The 19,038-nt window shown below is 71.4% G+C and carries 21 protein-coding genes and 1 pseudogene; 9 read left to right on the top strand and 13 right to left on the bottom strand.

Features of this window, described 5'->3' with window-relative positions; genetic code table 11:
* Position 1 precedes the first annotated feature (1 nt).
* Positions 2-1,399, top strand: a complete 1,398-nt coding sequence (locus tag ABZ098_RS34015) for an FAD-binding oxidoreductase (protein WP_356597591.1) — start codon at positions 2-4, stop codon at positions 1,397-1,399.
* Positions 1,400-1,412: 13 nt separating this feature from the next.
* Here the strand turns inward: ABZ098_RS34015 and ABZ098_RS34010 are convergent, their stop codons facing one another.
* Together ABZ098_RS34010 and ABZ098_RS34005 are read right to left on the bottom strand one after the other, a co-directional pair.
* Positions 1,413-2,393, bottom strand: a complete 981-nt coding sequence (locus ABZ098_RS34010; protein WP_356597590.1) for a zinc-binding dehydrogenase — start codon at positions 2,391-2,393, stop codon at positions 1,413-1,415.
* A gap of 44 nt (positions 2,394-2,437) precedes the next feature.
* Positions 2,438-3,598: an FAD-dependent oxidoreductase gene (locus ABZ098_RS34005; protein ID WP_356597589.1), complete on the bottom strand. Its 1,161-nt coding sequence runs from the start codon at positions 3,596-3,598 to the stop codon at positions 2,438-2,440.
* 167 nt (positions 3,599-3,765) lie between these two features.
* On the opposite strand from ABZ098_RS34005, the gene ABZ098_RS34000 reads away from it, so the two are divergent.
* Positions 3,766-4,443 (top strand): pentapeptide repeat-containing protein, encoded by a 678-nt coding sequence (locus ABZ098_RS34000; RefSeq protein WP_356597588.1) that lies wholly within the window; start codon positions 3,766-3,768, stop codon positions 4,441-4,443.
* Positions 4,444-4,583: 140 nt separating this feature from the next.
* On the opposite strand, the gene ABZ098_RS33995 is transcribed toward ABZ098_RS34000, so the two are convergent.
* Together ABZ098_RS33995 and ABZ098_RS33990 are read right to left on the bottom strand one after the other, a co-directional pair.
* On the bottom strand, positions 4,584-5,507 hold the full coding sequence (locus ABZ098_RS33995; RefSeq protein WP_356597587.1) for an aminoglycoside phosphotransferase family protein: 924 nt from the start codon (positions 5,505-5,507) through the stop codon (positions 4,584-4,586).
* Entirely contained in the window at positions 5,504-6,004 is a 501-nt protein-coding gene (locus tag ABZ098_RS33990) for a hypothetical protein (RefSeq protein ID WP_356597586.1), read from the bottom strand. The genes ABZ098_RS33995 and ABZ098_RS33990 overlap by 4 nt, the downstream gene beginning before the upstream one ends.
* A gap of 40 nt (positions 6,005-6,044) precedes the next feature.
* Between ABZ098_RS33990 and ABZ098_RS33985 the strand changes: the two genes are divergently transcribed.
* Entirely contained in the window at positions 6,045-7,436 is a 1,392-nt protein-coding gene (locus ABZ098_RS33985) for a M1 family metallopeptidase (RefSeq protein WP_356597585.1), read from the top strand.
* Positions 7,437-7,441: 5 nt separating this feature from the next.
* Here the strand turns inward: ABZ098_RS33985 and ABZ098_RS33980 are convergent, their stop codons facing one another.
* From ABZ098_RS33980 to ABZ098_RS33960, 5 genes and pseudogenes are all read right to left on the bottom strand, one after another.
* Positions 7,442-8,071, bottom strand: a complete 630-nt coding sequence (locus tag ABZ098_RS33980; protein WP_356597584.1) for a GNAT family N-acetyltransferase — start codon at positions 8,069-8,071, stop codon at positions 7,442-7,444.
* Positions 8,031-8,327: a hypothetical protein gene (locus tag ABZ098_RS33975; protein WP_356597583.1), complete on the bottom strand. Its 297-nt coding sequence runs from the start codon at positions 8,325-8,327 to the stop codon at positions 8,031-8,033. Before ABZ098_RS33975 ends, ABZ098_RS33980 begins: the two co-directional genes overlap by 41 nt.
* Before the next feature lie 57 nt (positions 8,328-8,384).
* A complete protein-coding gene (locus ABZ098_RS33970) occupies positions 8,385-8,978 on the bottom strand; it encodes a Uma2 family endonuclease (RefSeq protein WP_356597582.1) in 594 nt (197 codons plus the stop codon).
* A gap of 49 nt (positions 8,979-9,027) precedes the next feature.
* Positions 9,028-9,871: pseudogene (locus ABZ098_RS33965) on the bottom strand (helix-turn-helix domain-containing protein).
* 173 nt (positions 9,872-10,044) lie between these two features.
* Positions 10,045-10,569, bottom strand: coding sequence for an ATP-binding protein (locus ABZ098_RS33960; RefSeq protein WP_356597581.1), 525 nt, complete (start codon positions 10,567-10,569; stop codon positions 10,045-10,047).
* 125 nt (positions 10,570-10,694) lie between these two features.
* Between ABZ098_RS33960 and ABZ098_RS33955 the strand changes: the two genes are divergently transcribed.
* Positions 10,695-11,519 carry a helix-turn-helix transcriptional regulator gene (locus ABZ098_RS33955; RefSeq protein ID WP_356597580.1) on the top strand — a complete coding sequence of 275 codons (825 nt, stop codon included), beginning with the start codon at positions 10,695-10,697 and terminating at the stop codon, positions 11,517-11,519.
* Complete coding sequence (locus ABZ098_RS33950) at positions 11,516-11,719, top strand: DUF397 domain-containing protein (RefSeq protein WP_356597579.1); 204 nt, start codon at positions 11,516-11,518, stop codon at positions 11,717-11,719. The genes ABZ098_RS33955 and ABZ098_RS33950 overlap by 4 nt, the downstream gene beginning before the upstream one ends.
* A gap of 59 nt (positions 11,720-11,778) precedes the next feature.
* Here ABZ098_RS33950 and ABZ098_RS33945 read toward each other — a convergent pair whose 3' ends face one another.
* Entirely contained in the window at positions 11,779-12,354 is a 576-nt protein-coding gene (locus tag ABZ098_RS33945; RefSeq protein ID WP_037709701.1) for a TerD family protein, read from the bottom strand.
* Between the two features lie 169 nt (positions 12,355-12,523).
* Here ABZ098_RS33945 and arfB point away from each other — a divergent pair, with 169 nt between their 5' ends.
* Positions 12,524-12,961, top strand: coding sequence for an alternative ribosome rescue aminoacyl-tRNA hydrolase ArfB (gene arfB / locus ABZ098_RS33940; protein ID WP_356597578.1), 438 nt, complete (start codon positions 12,524-12,526; stop codon positions 12,959-12,961).
* A 131-nt stretch (positions 12,962-13,092) separates the two neighbouring features.
* Entirely contained in the window at positions 13,093-13,935 is an 843-nt protein-coding gene (locus ABZ098_RS33935) for a sigma-70 family RNA polymerase sigma factor (RefSeq protein ID WP_356597577.1), read from the top strand.
* A gap of 3 nt (positions 13,936-13,938) precedes the next feature.
* On the opposite strand, the gene ABZ098_RS33930 is transcribed toward ABZ098_RS33935, so the two are convergent.
* Both ABZ098_RS33930 and ABZ098_RS33925 read right to left on the bottom strand, forming a co-directional pair.
* Positions 13,939-14,409 (bottom strand): GNAT family N-acetyltransferase, encoded by a 471-nt coding sequence (locus ABZ098_RS33930; RefSeq protein ID WP_356597576.1) that lies wholly within the window; start codon positions 14,407-14,409, stop codon positions 13,939-13,941.
* Positions 14,410-14,451: 42 nt separating this feature from the next.
* Positions 14,452-14,997: a flavin reductase family protein gene (locus ABZ098_RS33925; RefSeq protein ID WP_356597705.1), complete on the bottom strand. Its 546-nt coding sequence runs from the start codon at positions 14,995-14,997 to the stop codon at positions 14,452-14,454.
* Between the two features lie 324 nt (positions 14,998-15,321).
* Between ABZ098_RS33925 and cdgB the strand changes: the two genes are divergently transcribed.
* Together cdgB and ABZ098_RS33915 are read left to right on the top strand one after the other, a co-directional pair.
* Positions 15,322-16,977 carry a diguanylate cyclase CdgB gene (gene cdgB / locus ABZ098_RS33920; protein WP_356597575.1) on the top strand — a complete coding sequence of 552 codons (1,656 nt, stop codon included), beginning with the start codon at positions 15,322-15,324 and terminating at the stop codon, positions 16,975-16,977.
* 121 nt (positions 16,978-17,098) lie between these two features.
* Positions 17,099-18,049, top strand: coding sequence for a carbohydrate-binding protein (locus ABZ098_RS33915; protein WP_356597574.1), 951 nt, complete (start codon positions 17,099-17,101; stop codon positions 18,047-18,049).
* 1 nt (position 18,050) lies between these two features.
* On the opposite strand, the gene ABZ098_RS33910 is transcribed toward ABZ098_RS33915, so the two are convergent.
* A complete protein-coding gene (locus ABZ098_RS33910) occupies positions 18,051-18,980 on the bottom strand; it encodes a 1-phosphofructokinase family hexose kinase (RefSeq protein WP_356597573.1) in 930 nt (309 codons plus the stop codon).
* Positions 18,981-19,038: the final 58 nt, after the last annotated feature.

Below are 19,038 nucleotides of genomic sequence, written 5' to 3'. Positions count from 1 at the left end.
CATGAGCAGCGGGGCCGTGAACGGCGGCATCTCCTTCTGGTACGCGGACGACGGCTTCCCCGGGGCGCGGGAGCCGCTCGGCGGTGACGCCTCGGCGGACGTCGTGATCGTCGGCGGCGGGTACACCGGACTGTGGACGGCGTACTACCTGAAGAAGGCGGTGCCCTTCCTGCGGATCACCGTCCTGGAGCAGAAGTTCTGCGGCTACGGCGCCTCCGGGCGCAACGGCGGCTGGCTCTACAACGGCGTCGCGGGCCGCGACCGGTACGCGCGACTGCACGGCCACGAGGCCGCCGTACGCCTCCAGAAGGCCATGAACGACACCGTCGACGAGGTCGTCCGTACCGTCGCCGAAGAGGGCTTCGACGCCGGGCTCCACAAGGGAGGCGTCCTCGAAGTCGCCCGTACACCCGCGCAGTTGGCGCGGCTGCGGGCCTTCCACGAGCACGAGCTGTCGTACGGCGAGAAGGACCGGGAGCTGTACGGCGCCCGGGAGACGGCCGAGCGGATCCGGGTCGCGGACGCGGTCGGCTCGTCGTGGACGCCGCACGGGGCGCGGGTGCATCCGGTGAAGCTGGTGAAGGGGCTCGCGGCGGCCGTCGAGTCCCTGGGCGTGGTCATCCACGAGCAGACGCCGGTGACGGAGATCCGGCCCAAGCACGCTCTCACGCCGTACGGCACCGTCCGCGCGCCCTATGTGCTGCGCTGCACCGAGGGTTTCACCGCCGCGCTGAAGGGCCAGAAGCGGACCTGGCTGCCCATGAACTCCTCGATGATCGCCACCGAACCGCTCACCGGCGAGCAGTGGGCGGCGATCGGCTGGGAGGGGCGCCAGACGCTGGGCGACATGGCGCACGCCTACATGTACGCGCAGCGCACCGCCGACGGGCGGATCGCGCTGGGCGGGCGCGGAGTGCCGTACCGCTTCGGGTCGCGCACCGACAACGACGGGCGGACGCGCGCCGAGACGGTCGAGGCGCTGCGGGAGATCCTCGTGGGCTTCTTCCCGATGCTGGCCGGAACGCGGATCGAGCACGCCTGGTCGGGTGTCCTCGGTGTGCCGCGCGACTGGTGCGCGTCGGTGACCCTGGACCGTTCGACGGGGATCGGCTGGGCGGGCGGGTACGTCGGCTCGGGCGTCGCCACCGCCAACCTGGCCGCCCGGACCCTGCGGGACCTGGTCCAACAGGACTCCGGGCAGGGCGGCCGGACCGAGCTCACCGAACTGCCGTGGGTCGGCCACAGGGTGCGCAAGTGGGAGCCGGAACCGCTGCGCTGGCTGGGCGTGCAGGGCATGTACGCCACCTACCGCACGGCGGACCGGCGGGAGTCGACGAGCCACAGCGCGCAGTCGTCGCGGCTGGCGCGGTGGGCGGACCGGGTCGCCGGGCGGCACTGACCCCTCCCGGGCGTCAGGGCTCAAGGACCACCTTTCCGGTGGTGCCGCGCGTCTCCAGCGCCCGGTGCGCGGCGGCCGCCTCGGCGAGCGGGAAGCGCTGTACGGCGGGGGTGAGGCGGCCCGCTGCGGCTTCGGTGAGGGCGCGCAGTTCGAGGGTGCGGATCGGGTCGGGCCCACCCGCCTTCCGCGCCATGACGGGTCCGAGGACCTGCTCGGAGACGCCCTCGACGAGGTACGGCCGGCCGTCGTGGATGCCCTCGCCGGACCAGCCGAAGACGATGTGCCGGCCCTGGTCGCCGAGGAGGCCGACGGACTCGCGGGCGATCTCGCCGCCCACGCCGTCGAAGACGACCGTGGCGGGCCGGCCGCCGAGGAAGGCGCGGACCTTGTCCGGCCACGCGGGGTCCGTGTAGTCGACGGCGAGGTCGGCTCCGTTGGCCTGCACCCGTGCCGTCTTCGCCGATCCGCCCGCGAGGCCGATGACGGTCGCCCCGGCGTTCTTCGCGTACTGCACGAGCAGGGTGCCGATGCCTCCGGCCGCCGCCGGGATCACGACCACGGAGCTGGGGCCGAGCTCGGCGAACTGGACGATCCCCATGGCCGTACGGCCCGTGCCGATCATGGCGACGGCCTGGGCGAAGTCGAGGTTCGCGGGGATCTCGTGGACGCGGTCGACATCGGTGACGGCGAGTTCGGCGTAGCCTCCGGGGGCGAAACCGAGGTGGGCGACCACCCGCTTGCCGAGCCAGAGCCCGGCGACGCCCTCGCCGAGGGACTCGACCGTGCCGGCGACCTCACGGCCGGGGACGGTGGGCAGGACGGTCGGCTCGGGCAGCGGTCCCTGGTGACCCTCGCGCAGGGCGGTGTCCAGGAGGTGGACTCCGGCCGCTCGTACGGCGATACGGACCTGGCCGGGGCCCGGTACCGGGTCCTCGGTCCGCTCGTACGTGAGGTTCTCGGCGGGGCCGAAGGCGTGCAGGCGGATGGCGTGCATGGGCGGAACCCTCCCGTGTGTCGGTGTGCGCCCACTCTCCGACCTCAAGCGTGCTTGAGGTCAAGGGCGTTGCGGCCCAGGGCCAGCGACACGGCGGTGAGCGCGCTGTTGAAGGAGACCTCCGAGAGCACCCCGGGCGCCGCGACCTGGTCGCCCGCGAGGTAGACGCCGTCGCCCCGGTCGATGGCGGGCCGGTCGCGCCAGCTGGTGCCGGGCAGGTCGACGGCTCCCGTACGGCCGTTCGCGACGGACTCCCGCCGCCAGGTGACGCGCTCGCGCCAGCCGTCGAAGGCGAGGTCCAGCAGCTCCTCCGCGCGCGCGACCCCGTCGGCCTTGGACTCGTGCGGGGCGATCGGGATCTGCCCCTGGAGGAGCTGCTCGCCCGCGGGTGCCAGGGTGCGGTCCTGGGCGGTGAACCGTTCGAGCCAGCCGGGGGAGTCGAGGTCGGAGACGGCGAAGGCGTCGCCGCGCCGGGTGCGCAGGGCGAGGTCGAGGAGGGTCGTACGGCCGCTCGGCCAGGTCAGCGAGTCGTCGTGAAGGAGGCGGCGGGCCGCGTCGAGGGAGGTGGCGACGACGACGGGGGTGTCGGTGGGCAGGGCGTCGACACGGGACAGGGTCTCCATCCGGACGCCCAGGTTCCAGGCGCGGGCGGCCATCCGGTCGACGACCGCGGCCCAGCCGCCGCGCGGGTAGTGCGCCTCGGGCGGCAGCTTGGTGGCGCGCCGGAGCCGTTCCTGCACGAACGCGGCGGACAGGGCGCCCGGGTCGTGGTGGAAGAGGGCGACGGCGGAGTAGTGGGCGGCGGCGCGGGCGCCCTCCTCGCCGGCCTGAGCGGTGGCCCACGACATGAAGTCCACGTCGACCGGCGCCTGTTGGGCGCCGCGGCGCAGCAGCTTGAGCATCGCGAAGGGCGGGGTGCGGCGGAGTGCGCCCTTGTGCCGCAGGCGCAGCCGGGCCGCCTCCAGGGGCGGGAGCGGGGCGAGCGGTCCGATGAGATCGCGCTGCTGGAGCCAGGACCAGTGCGGGCCGCCGTTGTAGAGGGCGTGCGGGCCGTCGTTCGTGCGGTACGGCCCCTCGGCGGTCCTGGCCCGGCCGCCGAGCGTGTGATGGGCCTCGTACACGGTGACCTTGGCGCCCGCCTCGGCGGCGGTGATCGCCGCGGTGAGCCCGGCGAGGCCGCCGCCGATGACGGTGATGCGGTGCATGGCTGGGGTCTCCCTCTGCTGTTCGGGGTCGGTTCGGGGTCGCTGGTTGTTCGGGGTCGGTGGTCGTGGCTTCGTCGGTATGACCGATCGAGGGCACCGGAATGTGACATGGGGGTTGTCCGCGCAGGTCAGGGGGGTTGTCAGTGGTGGGGTGCAGGATGCGGGGCATGGTGAGTCGAGGGACGGGCGCGAGCAGGGTGAAGGGGGCGCGGCGGCCGGAGGTGCGGCTGCCGCCGCTGGAGCCGTACGGGGGAGGGGAGCTGGAACCGGACGGGGACTACGACGGCCTGGAGTTCCTGGAGGCGGACCTCGCGGGGCAGGACGGGGCGGGGGCCCGCTTCATGGACTGCGCGCTGAGAAGCTGCGCGCTGGACGAGGCCCGGCTGCACCACGCCCGCTTCCTCGACTCGGTCCTCACCGGCATACGGGGCGTGGGCACCGACCTCGCGGAGTCGACCCTGCGTGACGTCGAGCTGATCGACGCCCGCCTCGGCGGGGTGCAGATGCACGGCGCTGCCTTGGAGCGGGTCGTGATCCGGGGCGGCAAGATCGACTACCTGAATCTGCGCACGGCCGTCCTGAAGGACGTCGTCTTCGAGAGCTGCGTGCTGGTGGAACCGGACTTCGGCGGGGCCCGCCTGGAGCGCGTGGAGTTCGTCGACTGCGCCTTGAAGGGCGCGGACCTCACGGCGGTGACCCTCAAGGACGTCGACCTGCGCGGCGCCGCGTCACTGGAGATCGCCCGGGGCGTGGACCGACTGGCGGGGGCGCTGATCAGCCCGTCCCAACTCCTCGACCTGGCACCGGTGTTGGCGGCGGAGCTGGGAATTCGGGTGGAGGGCTGACAGGGCTGGCGCCGGGTGGAGGGCTGACGGGACTCGCCCCGGGTGTCGGGCTGACGGGGCTCGCGCCGGGGTGGAGGGCCAGCTGACGGGACTCGCGCCGGAGACGGCACGATCTCACCCGTGTCCGGTGAGGGACCAGGTCAGCCGTCCGCCAGTACCCGCCGCAGTGCCGCCCTTCCCGCCGGTCCCCAGGTCGGTTTGCCTCCGGGCAGGCCCTTCTCGCCGGCCTGGCCGATGCTGAGGAGGCCGAAGGCGCTGCGGACCGCCCAGGCGCGGGCGCGTTGGACGAGGGCCGGGTCGTCGGTGCCGTAGGACGTGAAGAAGCGGGGGGCTGCGCCGTCCGGGAGGAGCAGCCAGGCGGCGGCGAGGTCGGTCGCCGGGTCACCGGCGCACAGTTCGCCGAAGTCGATCACGCCCGCGAGCGTCCCGTCCGCCGTGACGACGTTCGCGGGATGCAGGTCGCCGTGCAGCCACAGCGCGGGTTGCTGCCAGACAGGGGCGGCGAGGCCCGCCTCCCACACCCGCCGGACGAGGTCCGGTGCGAACTCGCCCAGGTCCATCGTCCTCAGCGCCCTGTCGACCCCGGCCGCGTGGGTCGCGAGGGGCACTCCCCGGTCGGGGTTCGCCGGGGCGTCGGTGGGAGCCGGGCGGTGCAGGGCGCGCAGGAAGCCGGCGAGGGCGTCGGCCGCGTGGTCGGCGCGGGTCACCGGGACGCGGTCGGCCGGGTCGCCGGGGACCCAGGTGACCACGCTCCAGGGGGAGGGGAAGCGGGGGGACGGCCGGCCGAGCCGGACCGGCGTCGGCACGGGGAGCGGGAGGAGCGGGGCTAGGGCGGGCAGCCAGCGGTGCTCCTTGACGAGGAGGTCCGGGGCGCGGGGTGTGCGGGGCACCCGTATCGCCAAGTCCTCGCCGAGACGCCAGAGTTCGTTGTCCCAGCCGCGGGCCGCGTGGTCGAGCGTCAGGTCCGCGAGGTCGGGGTGCTGCTCCCGCAGCAGGGACCGCAGCAGCCCCTCGTCGATCGGGATGCCGGTGCTGTCGGCGCTGCCCGTGGCTTCCGTGGTCACTTCACCCTCGGGAATCGTGCCTGGAGCGTCCAGATCGCCGGGTTCTCGCCCAGGTCGTCGTGCAGGTCGGTCAGATCCGCGATCAGGTCGTGCAGGAAGTCGCGGGCCTCCCGGCGCAGATCCGTGTGGGAGAAGGTGAGCGGGGGTTCCTCGGCCGGCATCCAGTCGGCCTCGATGTCCACCCAGCCGAAGCGGCGCTCGAAGAGCATGCGGTCGGTGGACTCGGTGAAGTCGAGCTCGGCGTGCTGGGGCCGGGAGGCGCGGGAGCCCGCCGGGTCCCGGTCGAGGCGTTCCACGATGTCGCACAGCGCCCACGCGAAGTCGAGCACCGGCACCCATCCCCAGGCTGTGGACAGTTCCCGGTCCTCCCTGGTGTCCGCGAGGTACACGTCCCCGCAGAACAGGTCGTGCCGCAGCGCGTGGACGTCCGCCCGGCGGTAGTCGGTCTGCGGGGGGTCCGGGAAGCGGTTGGAGAGGGCGTAGCCGATGTCGAGCACGTACGAGATGGTGTCACGCGGCCTCTCATAGGATCACCTGGTGCCCCGACCCGCGCCGCTCACCGCCCTCGCCCTGCTCCTCGCGGGCACCCTCGTCGCGTGCGACGGGGGAGTGCACGGCACCCCCGGCGCCCCTGGCCTGCGCGACCCGTACTTCCCGAAGGCCGGCAACGGCGGCTACGACGTCACCCACTACGACCTCGACCTCGCCTACGACCCGGACGGCGACCGGCTCTCGGGCACGGCGACCCTCACCGCCCGCGCCGGTCAGGACCTCTCCGCGTTCCACCTCGACCTCGACGGCCTGGACGTCGAGAAGGTCACCGTCGACGGCGACACGGCCCGCTGGAACCGCACCGGCCAGGAGCTGACCGTACGCCCGCACGACGACCTCGACGAGGGCCGCGTCTTCCGCGTGACCGTCCGCTACTCCGGCACCCCCCGGACGATCACCGATCCGGACGGCTCGGAGGAGGGCTGGCTGCCCACCGAGGACGGCGCGGTGGCCCTCGGCGAACCGACCGGCTCGATGGCCTGGTTCCCCGGCAGTCACCACCCGTCCGACAAGGCGTCCTACGACCTCACGATCACCGTGCCCGAGGGCCTCCGTGCCGTCTCCAACGGCGAGTTGACGCAGAGCAGGACCAGCGGCGGCCGTACGACGACCACCTGGCACACCGCCGAACCCATGGCGAGCTACCTCGCCACCCTCGCGATCGGCGACTACGACATCCACACCTCCACCCTCGCCGACGGGCTGCCCGTGTACACCGCGGTGGACCCGGAGGAGGCCGACGCGAGCCGGAAGGTGCTGGCACAGATCCCCGCGGTGCTGAAGTGGGCGCAGGACACCTTCGGCCCGTACCCCTTCTCGTCCACCGGCGCGATCGTCGACCGCCAGGGCGACGCGGGGTACGCGCTGGAGACCCAGAACCGCCCCTACTTCCCCGGCGCCCCCGACACCGGGACCCTCGTCCACGAACTCGCCCACCAGTGGTACGGCGACTCGGTCACCCCGAGGACCTGGCGGGACATGTGGCTCAACGAGGGCTTCGCGACCTACGCCGAGTGGCTGTGGGCGGAGGACCACGGCGGAGACAGCGCGCAGGAGACCTTCGACGCCCTCTACGACCACGGCGAGGACGACCACGAGGACCTCTGGGACTTCCCGCCCGGCAAGCCGTCCGGCGCCGCGCACCTCTCCGACAGCCCCGTCTACCAGCGCGGCGCGATGGTCCTCCACAAGATCCGGCAGCGACTCGGCGACACCGCCTTCCGTGCCCTCCTGCGCGACTGGGCCACCACCCACCGCCACGGCAACGCCGACACCGAGGACTTCACGTCGTACGTCGAGGACCTCGCCCCCGACGAGGACTTCGGTCCGGTCTGGGAGGAGTGGCTGTACGGGGACGGCAAGCCGACGGAACCCTGATGCCGTCAGCCTTCCGCGCGGCCCCCACCGGCTGACAGCTTCTTGCACAACACCGCGCAGGGGCGGGCGTGTTGGCGGTCCGGGCGGTGGTCGACGACCTCGTAGCCGAGGGCGGTCCAAAAGGCGAGGGCGCGGTCGTTGCCGTCGAGGACGGCGAGGCGTACGGCGGTGCGGCCCTCTTCCCGGAAGCGGTTCTCGACGAGTCGCGCCAGTTGCTGCCCGTAGCCCTGCCGGTGCACGCCCGCGTCGATCATCAGCAACCCGATCCACGGGTCCGGGTCGGCCGGGTCGGGGTGGTGGGCGAGGGTGATCGCGATGCCGACCAGCCGGCCCTCGCTCCGCGCCAGCAGCACCTCCGCGTCCGGATGCGCGAGCTCCTCGGCCAGCGCCGCCGCCACCTGCTCCGGCCGGATGTCGTCCGGGTCCGGGAAGTCACCGCTGAGCGCGAAGAACTCGTGGTTGGCGGCGTAGAGAGCGGTGAGCTCGGTCAGGAGGGGGCCCGGGATGTCGTGGTCGGGGGTGAGGTCGAGGGGGTGAGGAGCATGCGGGGCAGAGTAGTTGAGCGACTGTGACGCCCAGGCCCCGTCGTTTGGATCAGGCCGTGGGGTGGCGGCGGGCGCGGAGCCAGTGGGCACCCTTCACGGCGTAGACAGCGGTCAGGAGCGGGAAGCCTGCGAGGCCGAGCCAGAACCAGGATCGCTCCACCGTGAAACTCAACAGGCTGCCGCCGAAGAGCAGCAGGGAGCCGGCGACCTCCAGCAGGTCAAGGCGCGCTTTGAAACGCATCGCGGAGTTGGCTTCCCGCAGTCGATGAATGACGGGGAAGAGACCGAGGACCTGCCATAAGAACAGAACGAGAAAGATCCAGACGAACCAACCGGGTATGCCCACGGCGCGCACTCTATCGGCCGCCTGGAACCCTCCGGAGGAAGATCCGAAAGGAGCACCCTAGTCCTGGTAGCGCGGCAGGCCGTCCGTCGGGATCGTCCAGTCGCCGATGGTGACGTCCTCGCCGTAGACGAAATCCTTGCGGGTCGCGTAGCGCGGTCCGTCGGGGGTGGAGTGGATGTCGGTGAGGACGGCGCCGGTGGCGCTGCGCGGGTCGAAGATCGCGTAGATGGGGATGCCGATCAGGGGGTAGTCGCGCATCTTTCCGACCCAGTCGTTGTCGGGGTTGGAGCGGGAGACGACCTCGATGGCGGCGATGAGGGTGCGTGGATCGATGGAACCCTCGACGTCCAAGTCGTCCCATGCGATCACCATGACGTCGGGGTGACGTGTGATTCCTTCTGGTGCGTTCTCCACATCCGGTGTGCCGTTGTGTGCCAGCAACTCGTCCGGCATGACCCTCTCCAAACGGCGGCTGATATGGGCTGCCGTCACTTCGTGGGGTCCCCCCGGCGACATCATGTCGTGGACGATTCCTTCCTTGGTGATCTCGAATTTTCCGGGGAGGTTGTCGTCCATGGACTGAACGACGTCTCGCATGGCTCGGTAGACGTGGGAAGCGCTCTGCTGCGCGTCGTCCGGGGCGATGGTCATGGCGCTCGCTCCTCGTCTGTGCCCAGGGTCCAGAATCGTCACGTCCATGCTAGGCGGCCCCCGGGAGATCGCCTCGGCAGTCGCGGCAGCGGCCGGGGGGCGCGGAAGGCGCGGTCGCAGCTGTCGCAGGTCTGGAGCGGGTGTCGGATTTCCGGGGGTGGGGCCGGGGGCCGGATCGGGGGCGGGGGTGGCAGCTGGGCGGTGAGGCGGTGGGCCAGGAGGGCCGCCGGGCGTTGCAGCGGTTCCATGGGGAGGCGCGCGGTCAGGGCGTCCCGTACGGCGGTGGGGGTCAGGTCCCGTTCCAGCCAGGCGGCGACTCCGGGGGCCAGGTGTTCCGTGTCCGTGGCCGACAGGAGCAGGCGGGGGTCGTGGCGGCGCAGGGTGCTGAGCAGGTCGATGGCCCGCTGAAGGAGGGCGGGGGCCGGGTAGCCGGGCTGCGGTACGGCGGGCAGGAGCCGCTTGCGGGCCGGTTGCCGTTTCTTCGGCGGCCCGGGGGCCTGGTCCTCGCCGGCCCGGCCGCGGTGACCTGGCCGGTTGCAGGAGATCGTGCGGGTGACGATGCGGCCACCGGAGACGCGTTCGCGGCTACGGCGCAGGTAGCCGTGGGTCTCCAGGTCCCGCAGGGCGGCGGCGATACGGTCCCTGCCCTCCGGGAAGCGGGCCGCGAGCGTCTTGATGTCCACGGGGGCACCGGCGGGGAGGGACTGGATGTACAGGGCCAGGCCTCTGGCTACGAGCGAGAGCTCCGGGTGCTGGGCGAGGTGGTTGCCGATGACCGTGAAGCGGGTGGTGTGCCGGGCGTTCTCGTGAACGAGGCCCCCCGCGTGGGAGTGGTTTTTGCCCGCGTTGCGGGACCGGGCGCGCGAGGGCGCGCTAGGGTTTTGGGTGTCCATCGGGAAGGTCTTTTCTTCCTTGGTGGGCGCCACCGGGAAGGTCTCTTCTTCCTTGGTGGTCAGGCCCTCGCATCGGGATGCCAGTCCCAGCGAGGGCCGTTGCATGTCTGCGGTTGTGTTGCGCCGACTGTAGGGCAGGCAACCGGGGCGAAATCCAGCTGAGTTGGCGATGTTCACTCGCCCGGGTGAGCTGCGCCGCGAGGCGGGAGGAAAGGTGGGGCTTGGTCTGGGTTCTTTCTTCCCAGGGTTCTTTGGGAAAGGCCGCCCGCGCCACCGATGTACGGGTTTCCGGGATGCGGTGACAGGGCGATTTCCGCCCACACCGTCTTGCGCGGACGGGGGCCCGGGGCCACGCCCCAGCGGTCGGCGAGCGCGTCCACCAGGACCAGGCCCCGGCCCGACTCGGCGTCCGGTGCGGGGAGTTCGGCGCGCGGCAGACGGTCACCCCGGGTGTCCGTGACCTCGATGCGCAGGGTGCCCCCGACGACGTACAGCGTCACGCGGAAGTCCCGCCCCGGGACCCGGCCGTGCGTGGCCGCGTTCACCGCCAGCTCCGCCACGATGTGCTCCGCGGGGTGCAACGGGAGTCCCCACTCACGGAGTTGCTCCGTCGCCAGCAGTCGGGCCAGGCGGGCCCCGCGGGGCGTGGGGGAGAGCAGGACGCTGAAGTTCCTGATGACGGCGGTTTCTTGATTCACGTCACTCAGCGTGGTGGCGCTCGCTTACCGTAAACAGTGATCGAGTCGATACGTACGGTGACTGTCCGGAAGCTGTCCGGTCGTGTCCGGGCTGTCGGAGGTCGTCGCAAGGGTAGGGGCGCGGGATGAGTGTGGATGGCGAGACGGTCGACCCGGACGACGAGTGGGGTGTCGCGGTCATCGCGACGGTCGGGAGGCAACTGAAGCTGCGACGCGAGGCCGTGGGGATGCGGGCCGCGGAGTTCGGAGAGGCGGTGGGATACGGCGAGGACCTCGTCTACAAGATCGAGGGCGGCAAGCGGATTCCCCGGCAGGAGTATCTGGACAGGGCGGACGAGGTGTTGGGGGCCGGTGGGCTGCTCTCCGCGGCCTGGGAGGACGTCAAGAAGGTCCGGTACCCCAAAAAGGTGCGGGAGCTGGCCAAGTTGGAGGGGCAGGCCGTCGAGATCGGGGTGTACGAGTGCAACAGCGTCCATGGGCTGTTGCAGACACCCGAGCATGCACGGGCCGTGATCTCCGCCGCGCAGCCGCCCTATTCGCCGGACGACGTGGAGCGCATGGTGACCGCTCGGGTCGCGCGGCAGTCGGTCTTCGATCGCGTTCCGGCGCCGTCCATCCATTTCGTGCTGGAAGAGGCGGCCCTGCGTCGTCCCATCGGAGGCACAATGGTGTGGCGACGCCAGCTCGAACACCTGCTGGAGGTGGGGCAGTTGCACAACGTCGTGCTTCAGGTGATGCCGCTGAACTCCGAGGTGCACTCCGGTCTGGACGGAAAGATCGAGATGCTCAAGTTTCCCGATGGCACGGCGGTTGGGCGTTCCGACGGTCGCGCGACCTCGGATCCGAAACAGCTGCGCATCCTGGAACTGCGGTATGGCACGATCCGCGCGCAGGCTCTCTCACCAAGAGAGTCGCTGGTCCTCATCGAACAACTGCTGGGAGCAACATGATCCGTAAGTCCGCTGCCGGGGACGTCTCCGACCTGGCGTGGTTCAAGAGCAGCTACAGCAGCGGCAATGACGGCAACTCCTGCGTCGAGATCGCGGTAGCACCCCGCACGGTCCACGTCCGTGACTCCAAGAACGACACCGTCGGCCCCCGCCTGGCCTTCACCCCGGCCAGCTGGACCGCGTTCGTGTCGCAGACCTGACGCCGGAGCCCCCGGCCGGTACGGCCGGGGGCTCCCGCTCAGCTCAGCGCGGCGACACGTCAGACGTTGACGCCGAAGTCCTGGGCGATGCCGACCAGGCCGGACGCGTAGCCCTGGCCCACCGCGCGGAACTTCCACTCCGCGCCGTTGCGGTACAGCTCGCCGAAGACCATCGCCGTCTCCGTGGCCGCGTCCTCGGAGAGGTCGTAGCGGGCGATCTCGGCGCCGCCGGCCTGGTTGACGATGCGGATGTAGGCGTTGCGGACCTGGCCGAAGTTCTGCGAGCGGTTCTCCGCGTCGTAGATCGAGACCGGGAAGACGATCTTGTCGATGTCGGCCGGGAGGCCGGCCAGGTTGACGTTGATCGCCTCGTCGTCGCCGGCGCCTTCGCCGGTGCGGTTGTCACCGGTGTGGACGATGGTGCTGTCCGGGGTCTGCTTGTTGTTGAAGAACACGAAGTGGGCGTCGGAGTAGACCTTGCCCTGCGTGTTGACCGCGATCGCCGAGGCGTCGAGGTCGAAGTCCGTGCCGGTGGTGGTGCGGACGTCCCAGCCGAGGCCCACGGTGACGGCGGTCAGGCCCGGAGCCTCCTTGGTGAGCGAGACGTTGCCACCCTTGGACAGGCTTACAGCCATTGTTGGGAGTCCCTTCCCTCGTTAAGTAACGGGCACGAAGCTACAGCTACCTCTATGAACGCCGCGAGCGGTGTCGAAGGTTCCCCGCTTCTTTACTTTCTTTACCCAAGCGGACGCGGGCGGCGGACAGGGGATATTGGGGTGACGTGGACCGGTCAGAGGCGGGAACATGGACCCCATGTCCGGTCCTTACGTCATCCGCGGCTCCGTCTCGCTTCCCGAGGCCGAGCTCATGTGGCGTTTCTCGCGGTCGTCCGGTCCGGGCGGTCAGCACGTCAACACCAGTGACTCCCAGGTGGAGCTGCGCTTCGACCTCGCCCGCACCGAGGCCCTGCCCGACGTCTGGAAGCAGCGGGCCCTCACCAAGCTGGCCTCGCGGCTCGTCGACGGGGTCGTGACCGTACGGTCCTCCGAGCACCGCTCGCAGTGGCGCAACCGGGAGACCGCGGCCGTACGCCTTGCGGCGCTGCTGGCGGAAGCGACGGCGCCGCCGCCGAAGCCTCGGCGGCCGACGCGGATTCCTCGTGGGATCAATGAGCGGCGGTTGCGGGAGAAGAAGGCGCGGTCGGACACGAAGCGGGGGCGGTCGGGGCGGGACTGGGGGTAACAGGCCGTCTGTAGGGCGCGGCGCCGTCGTGGCTTGTCGCGCAGTTCCCCGCGCCCCTACGGGGCGCGTCACATTCTCGCCGTCTCATCCGTCAACTCATCGACGGCGGACGACGACGAGAGCGGTGACCCATGGGCGACGAGGACTTCCAGGCCGAGCGGTTCGAGGCGCACCGCGGACAGTTGCGGGCGGTGGCGCAGCGGATGCTCGGGTCGGTCGCCGAGGCGGAGGACGCCGTGCAGGAGGCCTGGGTGCGGATGAGCAGGTCGGACACCACGCACGTCGACAACCTCGGCGGCTGGCTGACCACGGTCGTCGGGCGGGTCTGCCTCGACATGCTCCGCGCCCGCAGGTCCCGTGCCGAGCAGCCGTTGGAGCCCGAGGTGCCGGTCGCGGCCGCCGTTCCCGATCCCGAGCAGGACGTCCTCCTCGCCGACTCGGTCGGCAGCGCCCTGCTCGTCGTCCTCGACACCCTCACCCCCGCCGAACGGCTCGCCTTCGTCCTCCACGACCTCTTCGCCGTCCCCTATGACGAGATCGGCGGTGTCGTCGGCAAGTCCCCGGCGGCCACCCGCCAGCTCGCCAGCAGGGCCCGGCGCCGGGTGCGGGGCGCCCAGGCCACCGACGCCGATCCGGCGCGTCGGAGGGAACTCGTCGACGCCTTCCTCGCCGCCGCGCGTGACGGTGACTTCGAGGGGCTGCTGGAGGTCCTCGACCCGGATGTCGTGGTGCGCACGGAGGCCGGGGTGACGGCGGGGGCCCTCGCCGTGGCCAAGGGGGCGACCGGCTACGCGCGGCACATCACCGGTGTCGCAGTACCGGCTCTCGTGGCGGGCCGCAGCGGCATCGCGCTGCTGCGGGACAACCGGGTGGAGCGGACCCTCGCGTTCACGTTCGTACACGACCGGATCGCCGTGATCGACATCACCACGGACCCGGCGAGGGCGGCACGGCTGGACGTCACCCTTCTCTAGCCTCTAGGCGAGGTCCAGGACTCCCACCGTCTCTCCCTCGCTCAGTTCGCCGGTGCGGCGGAAGCCGAGCTTCAGGTAGAACTCCGCCGGGCCCTCGGGACCCTCGTGCCAGGTGACGTACAGCTCCTTCGTGCCCCGGCGGCGCAGCTTTGCGGCGACGGACTCGACGGCGAAACGGCCGTAGCCCTGGCCCTGGGCGTCGGCCGCGATGTTCAGGCGCCACAGCCCGGAGCGGCGCACGGTGCCGCCGTCGGCGTGCCAGTCGATGTCGAGGAAGGCCATCAGGAAGCCGACCGTGCGGTCACCGTCGACGATCAGGCGGGGCCAGGCCACGCCCGGGGGATGGACGTACGCCTCGGCGAGGGACTGCATCACGGGGGAGACCGCGAATTCCTGCTCGGGGCGGACGCGTATGCCGGTCGCGGTTTCGAAATTCCCGGGTGTGACCTCTTCGAGGCGCGGTGCGAATGTCATCCGGGGACCTTAGGGCGGGTCAGTGGCGCGCTGCCACTGAATTCATCCCAACTGCCGGTACCTGCCGCGGAAATACGTGAGCGGGCCGCCGTCCGCGCTCGGAACGTCAGCCGTCAGGACGCGGCCGATCACCAGGGTGTGGTCGCCGGCCTCCACCCGCTGTTCGGTGCGGCACTCCAGCGTGGCCAGGGCGCCGCCCACCAGAGCGGCGCCGGTCGCGGCGCCGCGGACGTACGGGATGTCCTCGAACAGCAGGCGGTCGCTGATGCGGCCCTTCATGGCGAAGCGGCCCGCGATGTGCCGCTGGCTCTCGGACAGGACGGACACCGCCCACAGCGGCTGCTCGTCGAGCAGGTCGTCCATGCGGGAGCCGGTACGCAGGCTGACCAGCACCAGAGGCGGGTCCAGGGAGACGGACAGGAAGGCGGTCGCGGTCATGCCGACGTCCTCGCCCTTGGGTCCCTCGGCGTCGAACGGGGGCTCGAACGCGGTCACCAGGACCACACCCGCGGCCAGCCGGGACATGGCGGCGCGGAACTCGTCGTTGCTCACCCCCACAGCATGCCCGTAGGTGGGCGAGGGGATCATCGGGGCGGTGGGGACGTGAGTGTTCGACACACCGGAAACGCTAGTCCGGGTGCCGCGCGCCCCGCATCGGGCCTTCGCCCGAGACCGGACCTAGGTCTCCCGGCGGACCGCCTACCAGCGCCTCCACAAACACCCAAACTTTGTGTGCAGTAAGCGCACGGGAAAAACGCAGAAACACCGTTCAATTGCTCAGCTTTCACTGTGACTTGAGTCACAAGAGAAGCCAATTGTTGACCCTGTGTACCGAGCGGGCAGCGCGCTGTGATTCAGTGGCTGGACAGATGACCCTTGATTCACTGCGAGGTCTCGGGGGGAGGGCGAGCAATGGAGAGCGAGTCGGAGCCGTACGTCCGCCTTGCGTCCCTGCGACAGCTGCACCAGGTCATGGCCGACATGAACACGGCCCGCAGCCTGGCCGACACACTGCAGACCGTCGCGAACGGCGTGGTCACCGCACTCGGTTATGAACTGGCGTGCGTCAATCTCGTGCGCCCCGACGGGGACCTCGTGGTCGCGGCCTTCGCCGGGAACCAGGCCGCCGAAGCGCTGATCACCGGTCGGGTGGGCTCCCGCGAGTCCTGGGAACGCCGGCTGAGCATGGGAGAGACCTGGGGCGACCTGGTCTTCATCCCGCACACCGAGGGCTGGATCCTCGACGACGACGACGTCCCGCAGTGGTACACCGACGGTCCCGCGCCCCGCTTCGAGGACGAGTGGCACCCCTCCGACCGGCTGTTCGCGCCGATGTACACGCCGGGCGTGCAGGGCGGCCAGTGCGGCGAACTGATCGGCGTGCTCTCCGTGGACCGACCGCGCAACGGCCGCAGGCCGGGCGCGTGGGGCCGCGAGGCGCTCCAGATGTACACGTTCCAGGCCGCCATCGCGATCAGCAACGCGCGCCTGCGCGCGAACATGCAGCGTGCGCTGGTCAGGCTCGAAAGGGAGCAGCAGGCCCTCAGGGCCAGCGAGGAAAGCTTCCGGCAGGCCTTCGAGTACGCCCCCTCCGGCATGGCCATCGCCGAGATGGGCGGCGACCAGCACGGCCGCATCCTGCGCACCAACGACGCCCTGTGCCGTCTGCTGGGCCGCCCCGCGTCCGCGATGCGCCGCTACTCCTTCTCCGACCTCGTGCACCCCGAGGACATAGGCACCCTGCTGCGGACCTCGGCGGAGGGCGGACGGGCCGAGCTCCGCCTGGCGCGCCGCGACGGCACCTACGTCTGGGTGTCCCTGCGCAACTCCGTCGTCGCCGACGCGGCCGACGGCCCGCGCTTCCTGCTCACCCACGTCGAGGACATAGAGGAGCGCAAGCGCCGCGAGCTCCAGCTCGCCCACCGCGCCTCCCACGACTCGCTGACCGGCCTGCCGAACTCCGCGGAGCTGCGCTCGCGGCTGTCCTCCCGGCTCTGTCAGCGCCCCACCCACACGGGCGCCCTGGAGTCCGTCGACGCGGCCTTCGGGCACCCGGCCTTCGACGCGGGCGGCCACGGCTTCGACTTCCGGCAGGGCGGGACCGAGGCGTACGACACCTTCGACCACCATGTGCACACCGTCGCCCCCCAGGGGGAGCGCGACGACGGCTCCAAGGGGCTCGCGGTCCTCTTCTGCGACCTCGACGGCTTCAAGTCGATCAACGACCGGTTCGGGCACAACGCGGGTGACGCGGTGCTCATCGAGGTCGCCCGGCGGCTGTCCCAGTGCGTCCGCGACGGCGACACCGTGGCCCGGCTCGGCGGCGACGAGTTCGTGATCCTCGCCGACGGCCTCGGCAAGGCCGACGCGGCCGACCTCGCGGTCCGCCTGCGCAACGAGATCATCCAGCCCATCCGGGCCGAGGGACGGGCCGTGCGGGTGGGTGCCAGCTTCGGTATCGGCTGGGCGCACTGCGGCATGACCGCGGACGAAGTGCTGAAGTCGGCCGACGAGCGGATGTACGTCGAGAAACGATCTCGTCCCAAACAACACAGACGCGCGGGCTGAGCCCCAGGTCAGCGAGCCGATGCGATCCGAGTCACCCGTTTGGGCCATCTGGAGCGGGTAGGCTCGCCATTCTGACTCCACGTATCGCATCCGATCCGCACCTGTTGAGGAGTACCAAGGGATGACGTCCGGCAACAACGGCGCGAGCACGCCAGAGGACGAAGACCCGTTCGGCTACCTCTACGCCGACGGCCAGGCCAACGGGGCCCAGCCGCCCTCCGGCGGCGGCTACGGCTACGGCTACCCGAACTCCGTCAACCGGACGCGCGCGGTCGGCCAGCGGCAGTACGGCCAACAGCAGGCACCGGCCGCCCCGAACGGCCCGTACGGCCAGGTTCCGCAGCAGCAGGGCCAGGTCGGCTACGGCCAGCCCAGCGCGCACTACCAGGCCCCCGAGACCCTCCCGGGCGGTGCCCCCACCAGCCAGCAGCCCATGCCCGGCTACAGCGGCGGCGGCCGCAGCGGTGGCCCCAACACCAAGGGTCTGCTGATCGGCGCGATCGCGGTCGTGGCCGCGGTGGTCATCGGCATCGCCATCGCCATCGCGGGCGGCGACGACAACAAGGACGACAAGGGCAACGAGGCGGCGACGACGCCGAGCGTCTCGCAGAGCTCGAAGCCGAGTCCGTCGAGCAGCGCCGGCGCCGACGCCGAGGAGCTGCCGAAGGCCGACGCGAAGACGATGCGGCTGGAGGGCGGCACGACCCTCGCCTCCGACGTGAAGGGCGCCCAGTCCGACGGCGGCGTCTACGTCCAGGGCTTCAACCAGGTCGGCGCCTCGGTCACCTGGACGGTCAACGGCATCAAGAAGGCCGGCACCTATCGGGTCTACGTCCGCTACGGCCTCCCCGCCGAGGACGCCAACGCGACGGTGACGGTCAACGGCAAACCCTCCGCCCGGCCGTTGAACATGAAGAACTTCGGTGGGCTTCCCGCGAACGAATGGCAGGAGACCTGGGCGCAGGTCTCCCTGACCAAGGGCACCAACACGATCCAGCTCTCGTGCCAGCAGGGCAACAAGTGCAACGCGCTGCTCGACCAGTTCTCCGTGACCGAGAACGTCGACCAGTAGGTCACGCCGCGCTGACCTCCCCCGTGACCGTCACCCGCCCCAGCAGGTCCTCGTAGGCCGCCCGGTCGAACTCGCCGGCCGTCGGGGACAGGACCGTCGCCGCCGACAGGGCTACCGCTCGGGTCAGGCGGTCCGGCCAGGGGAGTTGTTCCACCAGGCCCGACAGCAGGCCCGCCGCCACCGAGTCGCCCGCGCCCGTCGGGTTGCCGTGGACCGGGGCGGGCGGGGTGGCGCGCCAGCGGCCCTCGGGGGTCGCCGCGAGGAGGCCCTCCTTGCCGAGGGACGCGACCACCGCCCGGGCGCCTCGCCGCCGAGCGTCCTGCGTCGCGCGCAGCGGCTCGTGGGAGCCGGTCAGTTCGGCGAGTTCCTCGATGTTCGGCTTCACGATGTCGGGGCGGGCGGCGACCCCGCGGCGCAGCGCCTCGCCGCTGGTGTCCAGGAGGACAGGGACCCCGGCCGCCTTCGCCGTGCGGATCAGGCCCGCGTACGCCCCCACCGGCACCCCCGGCGGCAGGCTCCCGCACAGGGCCACCGCCGCCACGGACGGGACGAGATCCTCGTACGCCTCCTGGAAGGCCGACCACTCCGCGGGCGTCACCGTCGGGCCCGGTTCGTTGAGCTGGGTGGTGTCGCCGGAGCGTTCGTCCACGACGGCGATCGTGCGCCGGGTCGGGCCGGTGACCGGGACGAGCGCGTCCACCAGGCCCGGTACGCGGGTGAGGCGGTCCTGGACCGAGCGGCCGGTGGCGCCGCCCGTGAAGCCGGTGACCGTCACCTCGTGGCCGAGGGCGGCCAGCACCCGGGCCACGTTCAGGCCCTTGCCGCCGGGACGTTCGCTGACCTCGGTGACCCGGTGGCTGGTGTGCGGCCGCAGTGACCGTACGCGATAGGTGATGTCGAGAGCGGTGTTCAGCGTGACCGTGAGGATCACCCGGGCCGACCTCCCCCGAAGACGAAAACGTGCCCGTCCAGTCTCCCAGGACGATCCC

Source organism: Streptomyces sp. NPDC006335 (assembly GCF_040612795.1).
Lineage (GTDB): Bacteria > Actinomycetota > Actinomycetes > Streptomycetales > Streptomycetaceae > Streptomyces.
Note: the sequence above shows the minus strand (reverse complement) of the source record. Positions and strands in the feature narration are given on the sequence as shown.